This is a genomic window from Bacillus sp. AY2-1 (assembly GCF_008368965.1).
GTDB lineage: Bacteria > Bacillota > Bacilli > Bacillales > Bacillaceae_G > Bacillus_A > Bacillus_A thuringiensis_S.
In genome coordinates this window covers 45,397-66,217 of record NZ_QPEL01000082.1, presented here as the reverse complement: position 1 = coordinate 66,217, position 20,821 = coordinate 45,397, and the positions used below count along the sequence as shown (strand labels likewise).

Genomic DNA, 20,821 nt, shown 5'->3' with positions numbered 1-20,821 from the left:
AAAAAAGCCTTGGATTTATTTATCCAAAGCTCCTTTGGAACATATTATTATTTTTCATACTTCCCAATTTTTTTTAATAGATCAAGTAATTCATCTTTTTCATCTTTCGTTAACATTTCAAAAGACCGATGTATAACTTTCTCATGCCCCGGAAAAATAGAAGCAATAAAGTTCTCGCCAGACTCAGTTAATTGCGCGTAAATAACACGTCTGTCATTCGGGCATGGGATTCTCTTTACTAATCCCTTTTTCTCCAGCTTATCTACAACATATGTAATGCTGCCACTGGCTATTAAAATGCGCTCACCAATTTGCTGGAGTGGTTGACCGCCTTTATGATATAGCAGTTCTAATACAGCAAATTCCGTTGGATTTAACCCGTTACTTTGTATAGATTTATTTGTAGTATCCATAACAGAACGATGTACACGAGATAATGCAATAAATACTTTTAAAGATTGAGAAATATCTTCTCGTTCATTATTTGATGTCATACAACTTTCAACCCTTCACTTAAATTCTCAGCAATAAAAAGAAAATGCCACTTCATACTTCATGTGAATTCCGAATGAGCATTCACTCATCCATTTCCTCTCCCCTAATATATTAAGAATCATTCTTGAATAAAAACATGACAATTTTAACATAGTTTATATATAATGATAATAAAAAAAGAAGGAGTACCACATTTGAAAGTCAAATTCCAAAGCATAATTATATATATATTGCTTGTTATCCTACCGACAATAGGGATTGGTGCTACATTTTATTCGTATCATACATATAAAATGAAACAGGAAAACAAATTATCCGCTCATACAGTTCTCTTTTTATATAGAGATTATTTAGATCATCATCTTGGTGAAGCAATTTCTGCTTTAGACATGCTTGCAAAAGTTGTAGGCACCGAGACTGGTAATATAAATGGCATTAAACAAATTGTACATGATACAGATGGAAACGATGCACGCTTTTCTGGTCTATATTACGCTACACCAAAAGGGGTCATTACAATCGCATCTGAAGATGAATCAAAGCCCGTAGATGTTTCAGACCGTAAATATATTCAAGACGTTCTACAAACTAAAAAAACCACTGTATCATCAGTCATTACTGATCGCGTTCTTGGACATAAAGCTATTATGATTGCTGCCCCCATATTCAATAAACAGAAGGAGCTCTCAGGATTATTATTAGCTAGTTTACGCTTTGATTACATTTCATCTTCTTTAAATGCCATTAAACCACAATACCATTTTGAGGTAACTGATAAACATGATGTAGTTTTTCTAACCGATGATAATAATGACACAAGTGATACGCATTCTAATATGCTTACTACTCCACTCCAAAGATTAAATTGGAAGGTCTCTGTTTCACCATTACCTATTCATCAAAAAAACTTATACCAGTGGGTTGCAATAGAGTGTATCGCTACTTTATTTTTAATGTCTATTTTATTTTTACTTGCTCAATATATGTTGTTAAAACGTCAAACAAAACTTGAAAGACAACAAAATGAACTACAGAAAATTGAATTAGTTGGAACTTTTGCAGCAAGTACAGCACACGAAATCCGTAATCCTCTTACTGGAATTAAAGGACTCGTCGCTCTATTAAAAGAGAAATATAAAGATGAACAAGATCAGTTCTACTTTTCCGTAATTGAACAAGAAATAGAGCGAATCAATGAAATTGTAAGTGAATTTCTTATTCTCGGCAAGCCAACCGCCATCATCGAACAAACATATGACGTAAGAACAATTCTAAATGAGGTAGCATTAATTATTCAATCTGAGGCGAATTTACATAACATTGTATTCCATTTACATTTGCCAGACCATCCTGTTCATATCCGTTGTTCGAAAGACCATATGAAACAAGTGGTTTTAAACATTACAAAAAATGCAATTGAGGCCATGACTTCTAGTGATACACTAACCATTGTAGTAAAAAACAATGAAACACACGCACAATTGCAGATTACAGATACTGGAAAAGGGATTCCGCAACATATTCAAAAACACCTCTTTCATCCGTTCTTTACTAATAAAGATACTGGAACAGGTCTTGGACTTGTCATATGTAAACGAATTGTAGAGATGTATAATGGGCATATTTTTATTGACAGTACAGAAAACGAAGGAACGACAGTTCATATCGAAATTCCGTTACACATAGTATAATTATCCTTATCCTATAAGGGTAATTATACTTATTTCATAAAACCAGTGACAAGCATTCGCCAAAAATTATTTGATTTTCCTTCATACCCGATTTGGAAAATTGGTATTTTTATAATTGAAAACCATTTCGGTGTTTGTTTTTCTTTATAACACTGATATTGTAAAATAAGCTTGTCCAATTCTTGACTAACTTGAATTGTCTCCCTACTATTTAGCCCACTTGTTAATCCTAGTTGAATCATTTCTTCACGTTTCATATGAATATCACGTGAAAGCTTTTCTAATGTGTACTTCCTTTTTACAGTAAACATCCATATCCCCCTTATTATACTTCCATGCTCTCAACTTCACTTCTCCATTGACCTTTTGAACTACTTAATCATATACAAATTTGAAGAATCAGAAATTTTAACATTTTCTCCCTGTAATTTACAAATCTTTACCCTCACTTTGAGAATTATTACAAATTATTCTATCTTTGTAAATACATTCGCAATAATAGACATTTTTTTCATCTTCTTTTTTTACAAATTCTACGTAAACCGGGGATTCTTAATTTTCCACCTACTTTTCTTCGACATTTTTTGTTTAATTTATATAAAAAAGCAAAACATAATGATGATTGATAAAGTGAAACTTTAATCAGTGTTTTTTGTTCAGCCCCACTGATTATTAGCATTCACCAATCGTGCGTTTATAGGCAGTGAATCTCCCACCTATCCAGCCCAATGTTGAGGTGGGAGTCTTACTACCCACAAATAGCGGGATAACAATAGAAAGGAAATATTTATATGCGAAAATATACGATTACATTGTTCATCATTGTTTTGTTTTTACCGTCCTTCTTATTTCCTATTCAAGCAAATGCTCATACGAATAAAGTTGCTATTGTCATTGATGATTTCGGCAATAATATGAAGGGGACTAATCAAATGTTATCACTTCCCATTCCGCTCACTGTTGCTGTTATGCCTTTTCTTCCTTCCACAAAAGAAGATGCAATAGCTGCCCATAAAAAAGGCCATGAAGTTATTATACATATGCCAATGGAACCTATTAAAGGTAAAAAAGAATGGCTTGGACCGAAAGCAATTACAACCGATTTAAGCGATGAAGAAATAAACAACCGACTTGAACAAGCGATTCAAGAAGTTCCGCATGCAATTGGAATGAACAATCATATGGGGTCAAAAGTAACAGCGGATGAAAGAATTGTTCGCCTTATACTTGCTGCTTGTAAAAAACACGGTTTATTTTACTTAGATAGTAAAACTAATCCTAATAGTGTCGTCCCAAAAATCGGAAAAGAATTAGGAGTTCCTATTATTGAAAACCAACTATTTTTTGATGATGTGTATACAGCAGGACATATTTCAAAACAAGCCCAATTACTCATCAAAAAAATTCAAGAAAAACCTATTATGGTAGCTATCGGGCATGTGGGCCCCCCAGGTGAAATTACATCACGCGTTATTGAAACTTCTATCCCTAAAATTCGTGAGCATGCAGACTTTATTTTTTTATCTGATCTAGCATTATCCCCGCCTCCTGTTTCAAAATAAAGTTTATTACTCACAAAGAAAAGTACCTATCTATATATAACAGATAGGTACTTTTCTTTTTAACTTAAATATAATCTACATGACTCACTCTGAATCCTTTTTTCTCTATTTTTCCGATTAATTGCTTTAATCTTGTTTCATCTAACTCATCTGATATATTTACAATAACGCGGCGGATATATTGATCACCGTTATCAAGTGTAAACAACCCACCGATATTATATGCTTTTAACAATGTCCCAAGCTCTTTAATCGTTCCCTTACAATCTTGTGTTGCAATTGTTAATATATAACCACCTGTCCGCATACCAAATGAATCTTCAATAACATCAAATATATTCGAATGCGTTAACATACCGACAAATTCATTATAATCATTTAGCACGGCTAAAAACGGAAGCCGACGAATCACATAAAAGGCTCTGAAGAAGGAATCCTTTTCAAAAATAAATGCATTGGAATTGTCAAGCATATCTCCTGCACTTACATGCTCTAATCCGCTATTGCATTTTTTTTCTAATAAATCTACTTTATAAATAATACCCGTGAATTTCTTCTCATCTTCTGCTAATACCGGGATGGCTCGAAATCCCGTTTTGTTCATCGTTTGCAGTGCCTCTTCACCAGAATCATTTATTTTGCAAAATGTTACTTGCTGCTTTGGCAGAAAATGATATTTAACTCGCAAAATATGTTCCTCCTTACATGTCAACATGTAATCTATATATAATAAGGAGACCTATATTTTATGAGTGAAATTATTTTTTTAAAACGCTTTCATTTATTTATTAACTTGTGGCCATATCACATTCATTTTTATATAACAGAGCTTCTTGCGCCCTTAATCATTAATAATTTCACATGATAGTTCATTAAATATTCTATACCCTCTAGCCATTTTTTCGCTTCTTCTGGCGTTTTTCCCCACACAATCATGCCGTAATTATGAACAAGAACTACTCCTCCACCTTCAATGAAATTCGGAACATTGCTTTCTAATAAATCAGCGAATTTTTTTTCATCTTCTACAATTGGAATGGTCATTTCTGTTATACCTTCTTTTCCGAAAACACGTTCCACACTGCGTTTATCGAACGTTACTTCTCCTTCTTCTCCATATAACTCTGATATTAAATGACTATCTACAGTCTGCACTTGTAAAATACATCCTGCACTACTTTTTTTATAAATATCCGCATGCATAAATGACTCTGCAGCTGGTTTTTCTTCATTTTCAAATACTGACTCGCACATGCAATTTACGACAATAAAATCTTCTTCCGAAAATAGCCCTTTATCTCTTCCCTCAACATTTACTAAAAATGTTAACGGCTCTTTTGACGTACATAGCGACAAACTAATTTTGGTACCATAAAACCAATCACGAAGTGCCAATTCAGATTTCACATCTTTTAATTCATTCCATTTCTTCAGAAAAAATAACATTTCGTCACCCCCGGCATAATATTCATATAAGGTTCGAATCCTTTCTATGTAAAAGGAATATTTTTTGATTATTCTAAAAATTTAATTGAATTATCACATGAGAATGCTTTTTTGTCAATATAGTTTCGCGGTTCTTCTTTAAAATAGGCTATTCATATGTCTATACTCCTATCTATTGCCTATTTCATTTTGTACATAAAAAAATGCACTATTCTTTAATTAAAGAATAGTGCATTTTCCTCACTTTTTATCCCGCTATTTGCTGGGCAGTAAGACCCCCACCTCAAAATGCAGCGAAAGCAAAGAAGTTAGGCGGGGATCGGGCTCTGCCCGTAAAAGCCCGATTGGTGAGGGCTAATAATCAGTGGGGGATAAACAAAACCCCCACTGATTAAAGTTTCATTTTATTTCTTTATTGCATTATATAAAAACTGTGCATATTGTTCACGTGTTACGAAATTATCTCCTAAAAAATTCCCTTCCCCGTCACCTTTTGATATTTTATTATCTACTAGAGCTTTCACATATCCTTTCGCCCAATGGCCATTTGGTATATCTTTGAAATTCTCTGCACTATTTTCATTTTCTTTTAACTGAAATACTCTTTGTAGTACTACTGACATTTCATATCGAGTTAATACTCCATCTGGACGGAATATATCATTTCCATACCCTGTCATAATACCAGCTTGAACCACTGCATCAATAGCCGTTTCATACATATTTCCTTTCGTATCTGTAAATGCCGTTTTTGGTTCTAGATTATTTTCTAATTTTAAATACCTTTGTATTAGAAGAGCTACTTGTCCACGAGTAATGTTATCACCAAATCCAAATTCACCATTTCCATAGCCTATAAATAACTTTTCTTTCGCTAAGTAATTAATTGCTTTTTCTGACCAATGTCCCTTTGGTACATCTTTAAATTCTACCACTTCTGTTTTCTCATCTTCTTTAGATGTATTACCGTCTTTACTTTCTACTACATTTTGAATAACAGACCCTGTAAAGAAGATTCCTGTATCCGCAAATGGATCTTTCACACCAAATTCATATACTTTCTCACCTGGTGTACTCCATTTCACTACACCATTACTATACGTACCGTTATCGCTCTTCAGACGAATTTTCGTAGAAATCTCACCATCTTTTTCATATATAGGTACTTTTACTTCTTTATTTACTTCTGTTTCCTCTAAAAATACTTTTTGGTTTTGGACATTGATATAAGCCGTCTTACTTAGTTCTATAACTGGTCGGACATCACGGATTTCATTTGCAACAAAACTTAGAAATACTAATTTTTTCAAATTGCTCACTGGTGATAAGTCTGTAATATAATTCGCTTCTAAATCAAGCTTTTGTAAGTTTACTAGACTTGATAATGGAGTAATATCTTTTAATTCATTATTAGGTAAATCTAATTCTGTAAGCTGAGTCATTTTAGCAAGTGGTGTCACATCTTTAATTTGATTTTTCCCGACAAATAATTTATTTAATTGATTCATTTGATCAATACCCGATAAATCTTTAACATTATTACGCGTTAATACTAAATCTTTTAAAGGTAATGAATATAACGGTCTAATATCTTCAATTTGATTACCTGCTAAAGTTAAGTATGTTACATTTTTTAAAGCACTTAATGGAGCAACGTTCTTAATTTTATTATTTGCTAAATTCAAGTAATCTAGTTGTTCCATTTTTGCTAATGCTGTTACATCTTCTATTTGGTTGCCTGATAGATATAAAGTTTTTACATTTTTCATTTCAGTTAGTGGTGCAACATTTGTAATTTTATTATTACTTAAATCAAGAGACTCTAAATTATTCATCTTAACAAGTGGCGTTACATCTGAAAATTCATTACCACGCAAAGCTAAATGATTTAATTGCTTTAGGTTCGCAAAGAACGACGGATCTTTTATCTTTGCATTCGCAACTGTTAAAGATTTTAAATTTGGCATATATTTTAATGCACTATAATCAAGTATCTCGTTTGTATTTAAAAACAAATCCTTTACTTGTAATAACTCTTCTTTCGTAATTGGTGTATTTAAATCTTTTCTATTAAATACTTTTTTATTAACAAGTTCTCTTAATTTGTTATCTGTTATCATGTTTTGATTATCAACTGGATTATCCGTTTCCGTATTGCCTGAATTAGAGTTATCATCTGGTTTCTCTGTTTCTTTGTTACCTACAGTTGGATCTTTAATTTCAAATTGAACTTGATATTTGTGATCATATCCAATAGCTGGAATAAGTATATGCATTTGCATATTGTGCTTCTTCTCAAACTCGCCAATTTCAAATTGAACTACTTTCGTTCCATTCTTCCTCTTATCTTCTGACAAAACTTTCACATCATGAAATACACCAGGCTGGTTTCTATCTTCTATTCTAAGATATTGAAAATAATCGCTATCTTGCATTGTTACAGTGACAATTTTTTTGCCAGCTGCAATTGTTACTTTAGGATCTTTTATATATTGAGAAACCATAGATGGCTCGTCTTTTTGATCCTTATATATTTTAATCTCAGTATCATACGTGCAATCACTCGCTGCTGCTACCGATTGATTTGCTTCAACTTTTAGTGCTGCTAATGCTGGAGTAGAGTACGTAGCAAATGGAATTGCTAATGTTGTCGCTACTACTAGCGCCTTCATATAATTTTTTTTCAAAATAATATCCCCTATCATATATAATTTTTATAATTGATAATACTTATCAATTATCCACAAATAAATGATAATGAATCTCATTATCATTGTCAATGAGAATATTACATTAAATTTATATTTTTAAAGATAAATAATAAAAAGCCCTTTATTCAAAGGGCTTTTTTACCTATCGTATGAAGAATTTCACTTTTTTCCTTCTCATTGATGACACCGATTTTTTGCAAAATATTCGCGTACAATACAAGTTTATTATATATTCGTTCTGACATGTTCTCCCTTCTTTCCTTCGACCAACTTTTTTTGTATTGGTAAATTATATGAAAGAGATGAGAAAATGTGTCCACTTTTTGCATAAATGCAAATCTTTTATTTTACGATTTACAGACAATAAAACTCCCTCCTAAAAATTAGGCGGGAGTTTAGGTACTTTCACTGTATTTAACAAACTGTCCACTGAATATTATGCTTCATAAGTTCTTCTTCAAAACTATATGGCATTTTTTTATCACAAATTACATGTTGAATACGTGAAAATGCTGCTATACGATAATTCCCTTTCACGCCTACCTTCGTATGATCACATAAAATATATGTTTTCTCAGCTAATTTCATCATCGCCTCTGACAATTTCGCTTTCTCTAATTCAAAGCTGGAAACTCCAAAACTAGGTAATAGCCCATCAATCGAAACGAACGCTTTATGAAAATGGAATTGCTGTATTACTTGCTGAGAAATAGACCCTGATACACGCGAATGCTTTGGAGATACTTTTCCACCTATAAATAAAACTTCACCGTGAAACATCTTTTTATTAATAGAAGAAATTAATTGTGTTGCGACTGGAAATGAACTTGTTACAATCGTTAAGTTTTTACGATGAACAAGGTATGGAACCATTTGAAGCGGTGTACTTCCATCATCAATTGCAATGACATCACCATCTTCTACAAATGTCGCTGCTTTATAACCAATTCTTTTCTTCTCTTCTATATGTAGCATTTCTCTTTCTAACATTGGTGCCTCTACCCCAGCGCCTGGAAGTTGAACAGCTCCACCATACACTTTTTTCAACTTCTTTTCACGATCTAATTCTTCTAAATATCGACGAATCGTTTCTGTTGATACAGCAAATTCTCTCGCTAATTCTGAAACCTTTACTTTCCCTTTAAATTCTACCTTTTCAAGAATGGTTCGCTTTCTTTCTTCTCCTACTACAGACATAGCTTCACCTCATTTATATCTCCCTCATAAACTTCCTTATTTATACAAGGTTGTAATTTTCTTTATAAGCAGAAACTTTTTCATGAATATGAATACCGCGCTTTGCTAGCTCATCAAAAATCAATTGTGGATTTTCAAAAGCTTCTTCAGGCGTAACAACACCCACCCTATTTACATTTCCATTTGCAATTAACTCTGCAGCAATCCCAAATGGAATACCGACGTTTCTCGTATAAGCTCTTAATTTTTCCCATCCTACAACAGAGCCATCAGATAACGGATGTGTATGATATAATACATGTCTTTGCTTCTCATTATTTTTCATACCTATTACTTCTACATGAAGTGCATAACCATAAACCTCTGTTTCTTGTCCTTCTTTCGATTGTAATAAATACTGCGAAATACAATCCATAATACCAATTTCTTTCCCATTTATTTCAATCTGATCATTACGCAATATGCCGTAATCATATAAAGCATGTACAAGTTGCATATTTTGCTTTGGCCAAGTTCCTCTCGTCTCTATCAGTTTGATACCTTTATTTTCTAGTGCCTTTGCTAACGTAATTGTTTCAGAATGCGGGATTATATACTGCGTTGTCTTACCATAAGGCGCTGGCAATTCTATTTCTCTTGGACGCGCAAACGGAAGTACTTGCTTAAATTCACCATCTTCATACACTGTACGCGATGGTAAATGTGGATCATATTCATATGTCGTTGTCTCTGTAATTGATGCAGAAAAAGCAATCGGACGATACGAACCGTGACTTACGCGGATCGTATCTACAGTATCCAGTTGATTTGCTGCATGCATTGCCATCATTTGCGTTACACCTGGCGTCATGCCAAATCCAGGTAAACATGTTTTTTCGTTTTGAACAAATATAGCATGCGATTCATTTTCTTCACCAAATCCATTTAAGTTCACACCGTGACACCCTGCTTCTGCAATACAGCGGGTCGACAATCCGTTTAGCTTTATCGTCGTACCGTCCATTACAATGTCATAACCAATCATTTTTGCAACCGTATCCTCGTGATTCGTTACATCTACTTTTACAAAATCAACACGAGGATCGTTGAGCCATTCTACTACTTTACGGCCCTCTTCCTCGTTAAAATCAGCTACTGTAATCGTCTCAAAAGATGAAAATTGAACTAAATCCAAAATAGCTTCACGACAAATTTTACCTGCTCCACCTAAGCAAAATACTTTCATCCAATAACAGCTCCTTTAGCAATACTATCAACTAAGCGATTAATATCTTCTTCATGTACATCACCGATATTTCCAATGCGAAACGTATCTACTTTCGAAATTTTTCCAGGGTAAATAACAAATCCATAACGCTTTAATTCGTTATATAACTGTTGAAACTCGAACCCCTCTTTTGGATAAATGAAAGATGTAATAATAGGAGATTGATATTTCTCATCTACTAGTGGCTTAAATCCGATTTCTCCCATTCTATTCACTAGTAGTTTTTGATTGTTGTAATATCGATTGTAACGCGCTCTCACTCCCCCCTCTTTTTCTAGTTCAAGTAGTGCTTGATAAAAAGCATGTACAACATGTGTAGGTGAAGTAAAACGCCATTTCCCATTTTGTTTTTCCATCGTTTCCCATTGATCATATAAATCAAGAGATAAAGAACGTCCTTTTCCTTTACACTTCAATAATTCATCACGTTTTGCGATTACAAATCCGAATCCAGGAACCCCTTGAATACACTTATTTGCACTACTAATTAAAAAATCAATTTGTAAATCAGCAATGTCTATTTCAATCCCGCCGAAACTACTCATCGCATCAACAATTGTAACCTTTCCATACTGCTTTCCTAATTTACATACATCTACAATTGGATTTATAATACCTGTCGTTGTTTCACAATGAACAACTGCAATATGCGTAATCTCTTTATCTTCTTGCAATAACTTTTCTACTTCTACAATATTAGTAGGTTCCCACTCTTCTGTTTGACTGACCACTACATCAATCTGTAACATCTCTGCCATTTGCACGATGCGCTTACCGTACGCACCATTTGTACAAACGAGAAGCTTCCCATTTGCCGGAATAACAGAACCAATTACTGCTTCAACTGAAAACGTACCGCTTCCTTGCATTAACACTGTTGTATATTTCTCTTCTTCCTTCGTCGCTAACGATACAAGTTTAGCTCTTACTTCTTGCACCATCGTATTATATTCAACATCCCACGTACACCAATCGTATAGCATAACTTCTTTTACTGATTTTGTTGTCGTTAATGGTCCTGGTGTTAATAATAAATAGTGATTTTCATTCATGATCCAGTGCCCCTTTTATGAAATAATTAGTTCTTGTTTCTCGATATGTTCTATTATGTTTTCGAGCTCCTGCATCGTTTCAATCGTAAAATGAGCCCCATTTTCAACAAACCGATTACGAACTACTTCTATTTTTTCACGAAGCTCTACCGAATCCATACTCTCCACTTCCTCTTCCGTTAAACCGAGCTCACTACTTCCAAGAATTACACCAACTGTCCACATTCCAGCATTTCTACCTTCTTTCATATCTGATACTGTGTCCCCTACTTTTATCATATGGTTCATCGGATACACATCAAGTTCCATTGCATTTTTATAGCACATCCATGGATATGGACGGCCTGCTGGAACATCATCTGGCGTAACAAGAAAATCAGGTTTATATCCTTGTAACGCTGCTTCCTTTGCAACAATATCCATCATTTCTCTCGTATAACCAGTTGTTGAACCGATTTTAATGCCTCTCTCACGTAAAGAAGCGATTACTTCTTTTACCCCCTCAATCGGCGTAGCATAACTTGGCAAAATAGAAAAGAGAATTTCTTCAAACTCTTCATACATCTCATGAATGTCTACTTCTGTTGGTAATTGACCGAAGACACGCTTCCACTCATCCGCAATACGAGGCATTTCTGTTAGTGCCCTTACATGATCTATTTTTAATAATCCCATTGGCTTACGTGCTTCTTCTACTGTAATTTCAACGCCGCGTTTATGAAAAATCTTCATGAATACTTCTAGTGGTGCAAAACATCCGTAATCAACTGTCGTACCTGCCCAATCAAAAATAACTGCTTCAATTTTCATTCTGTCCATCACCCTTCTTATTTATCTTTTTTGCCATTGCGAAGTTCGGTTACGAAGTGCTTTCGTTCCCCATTCATATACAACTCTCACTACAATATTTGTAATAACAATAAGTACACTCATTGCAGCTGCTGGCGCTACATTTCCTGCATCATCCATATTTACGATTGATACGGCAGCTAGTTTAAAATCAGCTGCATATAAGAATACAACTGCTGACACAGTTACCATCGAATTTACGAAGTAGTACATCACCATTTCTAAAATTGCTGGTAAACACATTGGTACTGTTACTCTAAAGAATGTTTTATAAAACGGAATACCCATTGATTGCGAAACAAGCTCAAACTCACGGTCTAATTTCTTTAAGGCAGTCGTTGCCGTGACAAATGTTACAGAATAAAAATGAATGATATTTACTAGTACTAACACAGCGATTGTTCCGTATAAAGAATGAAACGGATTCGTTACTGATAGTCCCAGAATTTGAATCGTTGGTTGACTAAAGAAAAAGACATATCCTAATCCGAGTACTAAACCTGGTATCGCTAACGGCACTATAGAGAAAAAGTAACCTGTTTTTCTAAAAAATTGTAGCTGGTCTATTTTCTCAATTGCATATGCGAATACAAATGTTAAAATCGCCCCAATAACTGCTGTAACTGCTGAAACAATTACGCTATTTTTAAATGCTTCAAGTCCATCTCCTGTTAAACTCGAAAAATTAAAATGCTCAAATGTAAAACTCATATTATATGGCCATACTTTCACACTTGCAGCAATACCAACTGCAACAAATAATAGAATGATCATAAGTGTAATTACACTACAATATATGAATGAGATTACATCTCTTTTCTTATTAGCTATTATTCTGTATGGTACTGCTTTTGAAGATAAGAAATTCGCCTGCTTTCTTTGCGTAATACGATCAACTACAAATGCGAATATAGCTGGGATTAATAAAATCATTCCGACAGTTGCACCCATCGGCATATTTTGCTGTCCAATTACTTGTTTGTATACGTCAGTAGCAAGCACATTATATTGCCCACCAACAATTTTTGGTGCCCCAAAATCAGTAAAACTAAGTGTAAACACAACAAACATTGCACTAATTAATCCGTACTTTACACTAGGTAAAGTAACCGTGAAAAATTGCTTTGTTTTACTCGCCCCTAACATATTAGAAGCTTCATATAATCGATAATCAGATCCTTGAAAGGCAATTAGCAATATAAGAAATGCTTGCGGAAATGTATACATAACTTCAGCTATTACAATTCCTACTGGTCCATATAAAGGGATTTGTATACCTTCAAATAACCCAAACATCCCTTTCGTTACTAGCCCTTGATTACCAAATAAATATGTAAGTGCTATACCGTGCATCATCGTTGGTGCGAACAATGGTAATAACGCTACATACTGAAATACACGCTTTCCAAAAACATTCGTACGGGCAATTGCATATGCGTAAACGAATGCGATTGCAACTGAAATAATTGTTGTTGCGCCCGAAATCCATACTGTATTTTGTAAAGACTGAACTAAAGTTGGTGTTGTGAAATATTTACTGAAATTCGCTAAACCAATGAAAACTCCATCTTTATTATAAAAAGCTTGTGTAAATATTTGTAATAGCGGCAATACAAGTATGATAAGGAAGGAAAGGATCATACCGATAATTACGAGCCTTTGGATCCATTCCTCTTTCCCAATACTTCTCTTAATCTTTTTTTTCGTACTTTCTACCTTATAGTTTTCTAACATCTCCATCTATACAATGACCTTCTTTCCATATGACAACATATGATTTTCTGAGAAAGAGATTTGAATCGGCTTTCCTTTTCTAATAGCGGTTGCTTCTACTTCTGATGCTAATATATCCACTACAATTTTCTCATTATAAAGGTGTGTGTTTTCTTCTATGACTCGCACTTCCGTCCGATATACGGATCCGCGAAATTCCATACTTTCCACAACTGTTTTAATACCTTCCTTTTGTACAATTGTTACATGTTCAGGACGAATTGCATGTTCTTCGTTATTTTTCGAAAAGAAATTAATAGAACCAATAAAATCTGCCACAAACGGATTGGCTGGTCTTTGATAAATCTCCTCTGGTGTTCCAATCTGCATAATTTCCGCATGATTCATTACAACAATTTTATCAGCCATCGTTAATGCCTCTTCTTGATCATGCGTTACCATAATCGTCGTTATTCCTATTTCCTCTTGCAAATCACGCATTTCTCTACGTAATTTTTCACGCACTTTTGCATCTAAAGCTGATAACGGCTCATCGAGTAACAAAATATCTGGAGACAGAGCGAGCGCACGTGCAAGTGCTACTCGCTGCTGTTGTCCACCAGACATTTGAGCAGGATATTTATCTTTTACATTCAGCAAATCTACAAGTTTTAACGCATCTAGCGCTTTCTCTTTCACTTCTGCTTTCCCATATTTTTTTGTCTTTAAGCCGTATTCAATATTTTCAAGTGCTGTTAAATTCGGAAATAAAGCATACGATTGGAAAACCATTCCGAAGTTTCTCTTTCCAGGAGGCAATGCTGTAATATCTTTTCCATTCACAGCTATACTGCCAGTCGTTGGTTCCTCTAGTCCCGCTAAAATGCGAAGCAACGTCGTTTTCCCACAACCACTTGGGCCTAATAAACAAACAAACTCATTTTTGTTCACAGTAAAAGAAATATCTTTTAACGCTGTAAATGCATCAAACTGTTTTTGAATGTGTTGAATTGATAAATATTCGCTCATTTTTCTCTCTCCCACTCACTTACTTTTTCGGTTCTGCTTTTTGGCCAAACTCTTTTTCCCATTTTTCTAAAATTTTGTCACGATTTTCTGCTGCCCATTTAAAGTCATTCTTTTTATATAATTTTTCAGTAACATCTTTCGGGAATCCCTCTGGAAGTTTATAGTCATTTTTAATTGTCGCAAATCCATTTTTCTCAAAGTATAACTTCATTACATCATCAGTAATTGCCCAATCTAAAAATGCTTGCGCTAATTTATCATTTTTCGCATTATCTTTCTTAATAAGTGCGTTCGCTTCTACTTCCCATCCTAATCCTTCTTTCGGCAGTACAACTTCAACTGGGGCACCTTTTTGTTTTTCTTTTAAAGCACTATAAACCATTGATACACCGACTGGATATTCACCTGCTCCTGCTAATTTTGCTGGTTTTGATCCTGAATGCGTATAACTTGCCATATTATCATGAAGTTTCTTCATGTAATCCCAGCCTTTATCTTCACCCATGATTTGTAGCCATGCAGAAACTGTTAAAAACCCTGTTCCAGATGATGCTGGATGTGGCATAACAAGTGTTCCTTTATACTCTGGTTTCGTTAAATCTTCATATGATTCTGGCATCGGTAAATTTTTCTTCTTTAATTCTTCTTTATTTACAGCAATCCCCGTCATAAATGCAGTATTTCCTACCCATTTTTCAGGTTGCTTATCATCTTTAAATTGCGGAAGAACACGATCTGTTCCTTTTGGAGAGTATCCTTTTAACATATCTTTTTTATCTAAAGCTAATAGACTTGATGCCGCAGTTCCCCATACAACATCTGCTTGTGTATTTTTCCCTTCAGCTAGCAATTTCGCAGTAATAACTCCTGTTGAATCACGTACAATGTTTAATTTCACATCAGGATATTTCTTTTTAAAGGAATCAAGATAAATTGGTACAAGCTCTTCTTCAATTGCTGTGTAAACAGTTAATGATCCAGATAATTTTTCATCTTTCACTTTCGCTCCAGCACTTTCTTCCTTCTTTGCACCACACCCCATTAATAACGAAAATACCATTCCAGTCGCTACAGCTTTAAAGATTGTTTTTTTCACTGTTTCTCTCTCCTTTTACAAATCTTATGTACAACTCAAATATAAACAACTAGTGTAAAAGCAGTATTAAACCAACATTAATCTTTTGTTTGTTGTTTGTTTTTGTGTAATACGTTGCTACTTCTATGTTTTTTCGCATTTTTCTGCTAATAGAAAACACTAAATTTACAAATAATTAAAAAAACCTTTATAATCCCACAAAAAAATGAGGCGTTTGTAAAAAACGCCTCATTTTTGTTTCCCTTTTTTTGAATTACGATTAGCATACTTTGCGCTATTTTCTCCTTCATACTCTAATGCAAATTCTGCATCTGGTAAGCTTTCTTTCGGAGTTTTATTATTATTGATTGCCGCATTTTGTTTTACTTTTCTTTTTACCAATACATTCACCTGCTCTCAAGAAATCACTTTCTACTCTAGTTTGAAACAATTTAAAATAATTATTACTGGCAAGTGTTAACAAGTACATAAGAGGCGTTCGATGGAAATACTACGTATGAAGAAATCATTATAAAAAGGAGCGATGATTTTGAAGAAAAAAGAAAAGATTCAATCACCAATTTTAGACGAAACGCTCCCGCATCAAATGAATTTTCCATCTTTTAAAGGAACAGGAAAAACGATGCAACAACCTTTTGTGAATCCATATGATGTTGTAATTGGAGACAGTAAATATAATTCCGAGAACAGTCCACTTAACAATTGGAGTGATGAAGTAGATCCTGCCATTATGGCTGGTGATGAGTGGATCCATCCTACAAATGATATTGGGTGGATTTCAGAAGAAAATCAAGAGTTGCTAAAAAACGAATCAGATAATAAAAATGAAGCTTTTATGCATCCACAATTTGGCATTAACGACTAAAAAACCATTCTACCTAACATAGGTAGAATGGTTTCATACTATCCAATAATAATCCGTTCTTTCGGGTATTTATAGCGAGGTGGTTGTTCCCTTCCACCACTAGCTAAAATAAATGTTAAAATACCAACGCGTCCGATAAACATAAGCACAATGAGTACAAGTTTCCCAATAGTTGTTAAATCAGGCGTAACACCTGTTGATAGTCCTGTCGTTCCGAAAGCAGAACAAACCTCAACAATTAAGCTCATAAGCGGTACATTTTCCGTAATAGATAAAACGAATAGCGCAGTAGCACATAACAAAATCCCCATCGTCATAACGACAGATGCTTTCAGTACATCCTCTTCATGTAACTGACGTTTGAAGACTCTAACTGTTCTACCGCCCCTTGCAAAGGTGTATAGTGACAATATACTAACAGCAAATGTTGTTGTACGTATTCCGCCCCCAACCGAACTTGGAGATGCCCCTATAAACATTAATATACTCATAAATAAAAGCGTCGGTTGTGACAATTCACGTATATCCATTGTAGCCAGTCCACCACTTCGCGTCGTCACAGATTGGAATAATGTATAGAAAACTGTTTCATGCCATGACTTTCCTGCTAAAAACTGATTTCGTTCTAGTAGAAAAATCATAATTGTTCCAACGATAACGAGTGCAAAAAATGTCGTTGTCGTCAATTTTGTAAATAACGAAAAGCGGAATAGTTGCTGTCGCCTTTTACTAAAGAATTGTTTTACTTCCATTAACACCGGGAAGCCAATCGCTCCTAAAATAATAAGCAACATATGAATCATTTGCACAATATAATCTTTTTTGTACGGAATTAGTGATTGTCCAGTTAAATCAAATCCTCCGTTCGTAGTTGCACTAACAGCGGCAAAGAAACCGTGGAAATAAGCTTCTTGCCAAGTTGGAAAATAAAGTAGAAATCTTGTACCTAATAGTATTGCTCCAATAAGTTCTATCGAAATAATTACAATTAAAATAGAACGCATCAATTCTACAAGGCCTGATAAATTCCCTTGATTATGATCTGCCATAATGAGTCTTCTTCTCTGCAAACCGATTTTTTTCCCCGTTATAATCCAAACAAACGTACCAAGTGCCATAATCCCTAAGCCGCCTAATTGTAAAATAAGGGCTAACATAATAATTCCTGCCGTAGTAAATGTATCTGAAATCGTAACAACAGACAGTCCCGTAACACTTACCGCACTAACAGATGTAAAGAGGGCATCTATAAATGTCCATTTCACACCAGCCTTCGTAACAAACGGGAAACTAAGCAATATTACCGATACAACTACCGCTAATAAATAAAACAAAACGATGAGTTGTACAGGACGTAATTTTTGTAAAAACTTTTTTATATCTCTCATTCCATCACTTCGCTACCTTTTTTCTATCGATTAAATAAAGAAAAATCTTTACTTTCTTTATTTGTAAATAACTGCTCAAATAATTTGGCAAAGACCATTCCATATACAGTTCCATTACCTCCATACGGCAATGCGTAAAACAAATTATGTATCTTTTCGTCTTCTTTTAAAATGGGGAGACCATCATGAGTACCACCAAATGCGGCTGCCCAATAGTAGTCTGCCTGTATATTTTTATACTGCGGGAACAGTTCTTTTACAATATTAATAAGGATATCACGCTTATGCAATAATTTCGTATCACCGATTGTTTGAATTTGCATCGCTTCATCTAATCCGCCTACAATAATGCGGTTTCGATACGTTTGAAAATATAAGTAGGGCCGTGCCGTTTCCCAAATTAACGATCGCTCATGCCAGCCTTCAAACTGATCTATTTCATTTGTTACAATTGCATAAGAAGTTTCTACTGTTGTATTCTTTTCTTTCTTTCCAAAAAGCGCTTCATAACCTGTCGCCATAATAATATTCTTTGCTACAATTTGATTTCCTGTTTTCGTGTAACAAATTAAATCATTTTGGTGTTTTTTTATATGTATTGCCTCTGTATGTTCATATATATTAGCTCCCATTTGGTTTGCTTTATGCAAAAAACTATGCGCTAGTAAATACGGATTCACCTCAGCATCACCTTGCATATATAACGCTGCTTGTTTTGCAAAAGAATAACGTTTCTTAATATCAGCTTCTGTAAAATATTCAACTGGAAATCCATAATTCTGTAACGTATTATATTCCTCTTGTAAAAATGAGACATCCTCACTTTTACTTGCATAATATAAACTATTTCGCGGAATAAAATGGGAATCAATATCAAGAGTCGGTATAACCTCTTCCATTGTTCTTAGCGCTTCATAACAAAGCTTATATGCTCGTACCCCTTTTTCTTTACCAAATGTATGAATAAGAGAAGTTAACGATTTATCATGAAGAAATTGTAGTAAACCTGTATTAGCAGCTGTGCTACCACACGCAATTGCTCTTTTTTCAATAAGAGTAACACTCATACCAATTTTCGCTAACGAATGCGCTATATGAGCACCTGCTTCGCCACTTCCGACTACAAGTACATCACATATCATATCACTTTCTAACGGTGGATAACAAGGTACAGAAACTCCTGTATTCCAAAACAACTTACCGGTCATAAGTTTCATAATCATACTCCTAAAATATAAATTTCTCCTTTCTATGTTTTGTTATTTCCCATAAAAAAATCCAACTAACATAGGCTAGTTGGATTTTTTTATTTTTAATTAGAACGCTCTTCAAGCCAATTTCCAATCGTCGGATATGTTTGTTTTACAGCTGTTCCACCGTAAACAATAGACATATGCCCTGTCGGTAAACATACATATTGTTTATCTGTGCTAGAAATATGGTCTAGTAACGCTTCTACTTGACATGGCAAAGCGATATGATCACGTTTCCCGGAAATATTTAAGACATTCGCCTTAATATTTGCAAGGTCTACCTTTTGTCCGCGAATAACAAGTTCACCCTTAACCAGTTTATTATTTTGATAAAAATCACGAATCCACTGTCTGTATGATTCACCTGGGAACGGAATACCATCACCAACCCACTTTTGAACCAATCTCCAGCTTTCGACGAAGCGCTCATTCTCTGAACGATCTACTAAAGCAACATATGGACCAACAAAGTTCGTAATTGGTTTTAACATTTTGTTTCCGAAATCAATCATTTCTGGCGGAATATTTCCAAATGTATCAACCGCTTTATCTAAATTGAAGTATTTCTCATCTAATAAAGGACCATACAATCCTGTTTCAGAGAAATCAAAAGGACTTGTCATGAAAATTAAATTACGAATTGGCATGTGCGGATGAAGTGCTGCATAAATGGAAGTTAGCGTTCCACCCATGCAATAACCAAGTAAAGAAATCTCGTCCGCTTTTGCAGTTCGCATTACTTTTTTTACTGCTTTTGCAATATAATCAAACACGAAATCATCAAATTTCAAATGACTATCTTCTAAACCAAATGTGCCCCAATCAAGCATATACACATCAAAACCACGATCCACTAGATATTCCACTAAACTATTTCCAGGAGTTAAATCCATAATATATGGTTTATTAATAAGAGCATATATTAACAGAATTGGAACTCTTTGTGTTTTTTCTTGTTTTGGAATGTAGCGATAAAGCTTCGTCTTATTCTTCGTCCAAATAACCTCTTTCGGCGTTAATCCTACTTGCGGCTCTGGTTCACGTAATAAAATTTCACTCGCCCTTTTCACTCGGCGGTATGCTTTTCGGTACTCTTCTGGGTATAGCTCTAATTGCTTTTCCCATTCTGTTGCGAATGTAGTCATTTTCCTATCTCCTTTTTGGTCGATTTCCTTCTAAAAAAAGAAGTGCATTCCTGCTATGGATA

Annotated in this window: 19 protein-coding genes; 3 read left to right on the top strand and 16 right to left on the bottom strand. The window is 34.5% G+C overall.

The annotated features are described in order from the left end of the window. Window positions 1-47 precede the first annotated feature (47 nt). Window positions 48-494, bottom strand: a complete 447-nt coding sequence (locus DN403_RS20180) for a MarR family winged helix-turn-helix transcriptional regulator (protein WP_000203339.1) — start codon at window positions 492-494, stop codon at window positions 48-50. 195 nt (window positions 495-689) lie between these two features. Here DN403_RS20180 and DN403_RS20175 point away from each other — a divergent pair, with 195 nt between their 5' ends. Beyond that, window positions 690-2,186 (top strand): DUF3149 domain-containing protein, encoded by a 1,497-nt coding sequence (locus tag DN403_RS20175; RefSeq protein WP_000865060.1) that lies wholly within the window; start codon window positions 690-692, stop codon window positions 2,184-2,186. A 29-nt stretch (window positions 2,187-2,215) separates the two neighbouring features. On the opposite strand, the gene DN403_RS20170 is transcribed toward DN403_RS20175, so the two are convergent. After that, window positions 2,216-2,497 carry an aspartyl-phosphate phosphatase Spo0E family protein gene (locus DN403_RS20170; RefSeq protein WP_000495537.1) on the bottom strand — a complete coding sequence of 94 codons (282 nt, stop codon included), beginning with the start codon at window positions 2,495-2,497 and terminating at the stop codon, window positions 2,216-2,218. Window positions 2,498-2,977: 480 nt separating this feature from the next. Here DN403_RS20170 and DN403_RS20165 point away from each other — a divergent pair, with 480 nt between their 5' ends. After that, a complete protein-coding gene (locus DN403_RS20165; RefSeq protein WP_001234134.1) occupies window positions 2,978-3,748 on the top strand; it encodes a divergent polysaccharide deacetylase family protein in 771 nt (256 codons plus the stop codon). Window positions 3,749-3,812: 64 nt separating this feature from the next. Here the strand turns inward: DN403_RS20165 and cbpA are convergent, their stop codons facing one another. From cbpA to DN403_RS31240, 11 genes are all read right to left on the bottom strand, one after another. Beyond that, window positions 3,813-4,436 (bottom strand): cyclic di-AMP binding protein CbpA, encoded by a 624-nt coding sequence (gene cbpA, locus DN403_RS20160; RefSeq protein WP_001264214.1) that lies wholly within the window; start codon window positions 4,434-4,436, stop codon window positions 3,813-3,815. A 128-nt stretch (window positions 4,437-4,564) separates the two neighbouring features. Beyond that, window positions 4,565-5,194, bottom strand: a complete 630-nt coding sequence (locus DN403_RS20155) for a class II aldolase/adducin family protein (RefSeq protein ID WP_000896006.1) — start codon at window positions 5,192-5,194, stop codon at window positions 4,565-4,567. A 404-nt stretch (window positions 5,195-5,598) separates the two neighbouring features. Then, the gene (locus DN403_RS20150) at window positions 5,599-7,881 is read right to left on the bottom strand and encodes an NEAT domain-containing leucine-rich repeat protein (protein ID WP_149185694.1); all 2,283 of its coding nucleotides are present in this window, start codon (window positions 7,879-7,881) and stop codon (window positions 5,599-5,601) included. Between the two features lie 438 nt (window positions 7,882-8,319). Then, window positions 8,320-9,102, bottom strand: coding sequence for a DeoR/GlpR family DNA-binding transcription regulator (locus DN403_RS20145; protein WP_000117666.1), 783 nt, complete (start codon window positions 9,100-9,102; stop codon window positions 8,320-8,322). Between the two features lie 40 nt (window positions 9,103-9,142). Next, on the bottom strand, window positions 9,143-10,327 hold the full coding sequence (locus tag DN403_RS20140) for a saccharopine dehydrogenase family protein (protein ID WP_000862157.1): 1,185 nt from the start codon (window positions 10,325-10,327) through the stop codon (window positions 9,143-9,145). Beyond that, window positions 10,324-11,421, bottom strand: a complete 1,098-nt coding sequence (gene phnW / locus DN403_RS20135; RefSeq protein ID WP_001004779.1) for a 2-aminoethylphosphonate--pyruvate transaminase — start codon at window positions 11,419-11,421, stop codon at window positions 10,324-10,326. The genes DN403_RS20140 and phnW overlap by 4 nt, the downstream gene beginning before the upstream one ends. Before the next feature lie 15 nt (window positions 11,422-11,436). Further along, entirely contained in the window at window positions 11,437-12,231 is a 795-nt protein-coding gene (gene phnX / locus DN403_RS20130) for a phosphonoacetaldehyde hydrolase (protein WP_000687386.1), read from the bottom strand. Between the two features lie 21 nt (window positions 12,232-12,252). Then, a complete protein-coding gene (locus tag DN403_RS20125) occupies window positions 12,253-14,010 on the bottom strand; it encodes a putative 2-aminoethylphosphonate ABC transporter permease subunit (protein WP_000425527.1) in 1,758 nt (585 codons plus the stop codon). After that, the gene (locus DN403_RS20120) at window positions 14,011-15,012 is read right to left on the bottom strand and encodes a putative 2-aminoethylphosphonate ABC transporter ATP-binding protein (protein WP_000006195.1); all 1,002 of its coding nucleotides are present in this window, start codon (window positions 15,010-15,012) and stop codon (window positions 14,011-14,013) included. A 19-nt stretch (window positions 15,013-15,031) separates the two neighbouring features. Then, window positions 15,032-16,108: a putative 2-aminoethylphosphonate ABC transporter substrate-binding protein gene (locus tag DN403_RS20115; RefSeq protein WP_000750915.1), complete on the bottom strand. Its 1,077-nt coding sequence runs from the start codon at window positions 16,106-16,108 to the stop codon at window positions 15,032-15,034. Between the two features lie 228 nt (window positions 16,109-16,336). Then, entirely contained in the window at window positions 16,337-16,489 is a 153-nt protein-coding gene (locus DN403_RS31240) for a hypothetical protein (RefSeq protein WP_000240799.1), read from the bottom strand. Between the two features lie 148 nt (window positions 16,490-16,637). On the opposite strand from DN403_RS31240, the gene DN403_RS20105 reads away from it, so the two are divergent. After that, complete coding sequence (locus DN403_RS20105) at window positions 16,638-16,973, top strand: DUF3905 domain-containing protein (RefSeq protein WP_000726020.1); 336 nt, start codon at window positions 16,638-16,640, stop codon at window positions 16,971-16,973. A 38-nt stretch (window positions 16,974-17,011) separates the two neighbouring features. Here DN403_RS20105 and DN403_RS20100 read toward each other — a convergent pair whose 3' ends face one another. The 3 genes from DN403_RS20100 to phaC all read right to left on the bottom strand — a co-directional run bounded on the left by DN403_RS20100 (window position 17,012) and on the right by phaC (window position 20,759). Next, window positions 17,012-18,361, bottom strand: a complete 1,350-nt coding sequence (locus DN403_RS20100) for a TrkH family potassium uptake protein (protein ID WP_001204689.1) — start codon at window positions 18,359-18,361, stop codon at window positions 17,012-17,014. 23 nt (window positions 18,362-18,384) lie between these two features. Beyond that, on the bottom strand, window positions 18,385-19,578 hold the full coding sequence (locus tag DN403_RS20095) for an NAD(P)/FAD-dependent oxidoreductase (RefSeq protein ID WP_149185693.1): 1,194 nt from the start codon (window positions 19,576-19,578) through the stop codon (window positions 18,385-18,387). A gap of 95 nt (window positions 19,579-19,673) precedes the next feature. After that, window positions 19,674-20,759, bottom strand: coding sequence for a class III poly(R)-hydroxyalkanoic acid synthase subunit PhaC (gene phaC / locus DN403_RS20090; protein ID WP_000206331.1), 1,086 nt, complete (start codon window positions 20,757-20,759; stop codon window positions 19,674-19,676). Window positions 20,760-20,821: the final 62 nt, after the last annotated feature.

Excerpts from the sequence above, each read along its gene's own strand:
- DN403_RS20145 (WP_000117666.1), bottom strand. The coding sequence starts at position 9,102 with ATGTCTGTAGTAGGAGAAGAAAGAAAGCGAACCATTCTTGAAAAGGTA.
- DN403_RS20155 (WP_000896006.1), bottom strand. The coding sequence starts at position 5,194 with ATGTTATTTTTTCTGAAGAAATGGAATGAATTAAAAGATGTGAAATCT.
- phaC (WP_000206331.1), bottom strand. The coding sequence starts at position 20,759 with ATGACTACATTCGCAACAGAATGGGAAAAGCAATTAGAGCTATACCCA.
- DN403_RS20165 (WP_001234134.1), top strand. The coding sequence starts at position 2,978 with ATGCGAAAATATACGATTACATTGTTCATCATTGTTTTGTTTTTACCG.
- DN403_RS20125 (WP_000425527.1), bottom strand. The coding sequence starts at position 14,010 with ATGGAGATGTTAGAAAACTATAAGGTAGAAAGTACGAAAAAAAAGATT.
- phnX (WP_000687386.1), bottom strand. The coding sequence starts at position 12,231 with ATGAAAATTGAAGCAGTTATTTTTGATTGGGCAGGTACGACAGTTGAT.
- DN403_RS20170 (WP_000495537.1), bottom strand. The coding sequence starts at position 2,497 with ATGTTTACTGTAAAAAGGAAGTACACATTAGAAAAGCTTTCACGTGAT.
- DN403_RS20140 (WP_000862157.1), bottom strand. The coding sequence starts at position 10,327 with ATGAAAGTATTTTGCTTAGGTGGAGCAGGTAAAATTTGTCGTGAAGCT.
- DN403_RS20120 (WP_000006195.1), bottom strand. The coding sequence starts at position 15,012 with ATGAGCGAATATTTATCAATTCAACACATTCAAAAACAGTTTGATGCA.
- DN403_RS20095 (WP_149185693.1), bottom strand. The coding sequence starts at position 19,578 with ATGAAACTTATGACCGGTAAGTTGTTTTGGAATACAGGAGTTTCTGTA.
- phnW (WP_001004779.1), bottom strand. The coding sequence starts at position 11,421 with ATGAATGAAAATCACTATTTATTATTAACACCAGGACCATTAACGACA.
- DN403_RS20180 (WP_000203339.1), bottom strand. The coding sequence starts at position 494 with ATGACATCAAATAATGAACGAGAAGATATTTCTCAATCTTTAAAAGTA.
- DN403_RS20100 (WP_001204689.1), bottom strand. The coding sequence starts at position 18,361 with ATGAGAGATATAAAAAAGTTTTTACAAAAATTACGTCCTGTACAACTC.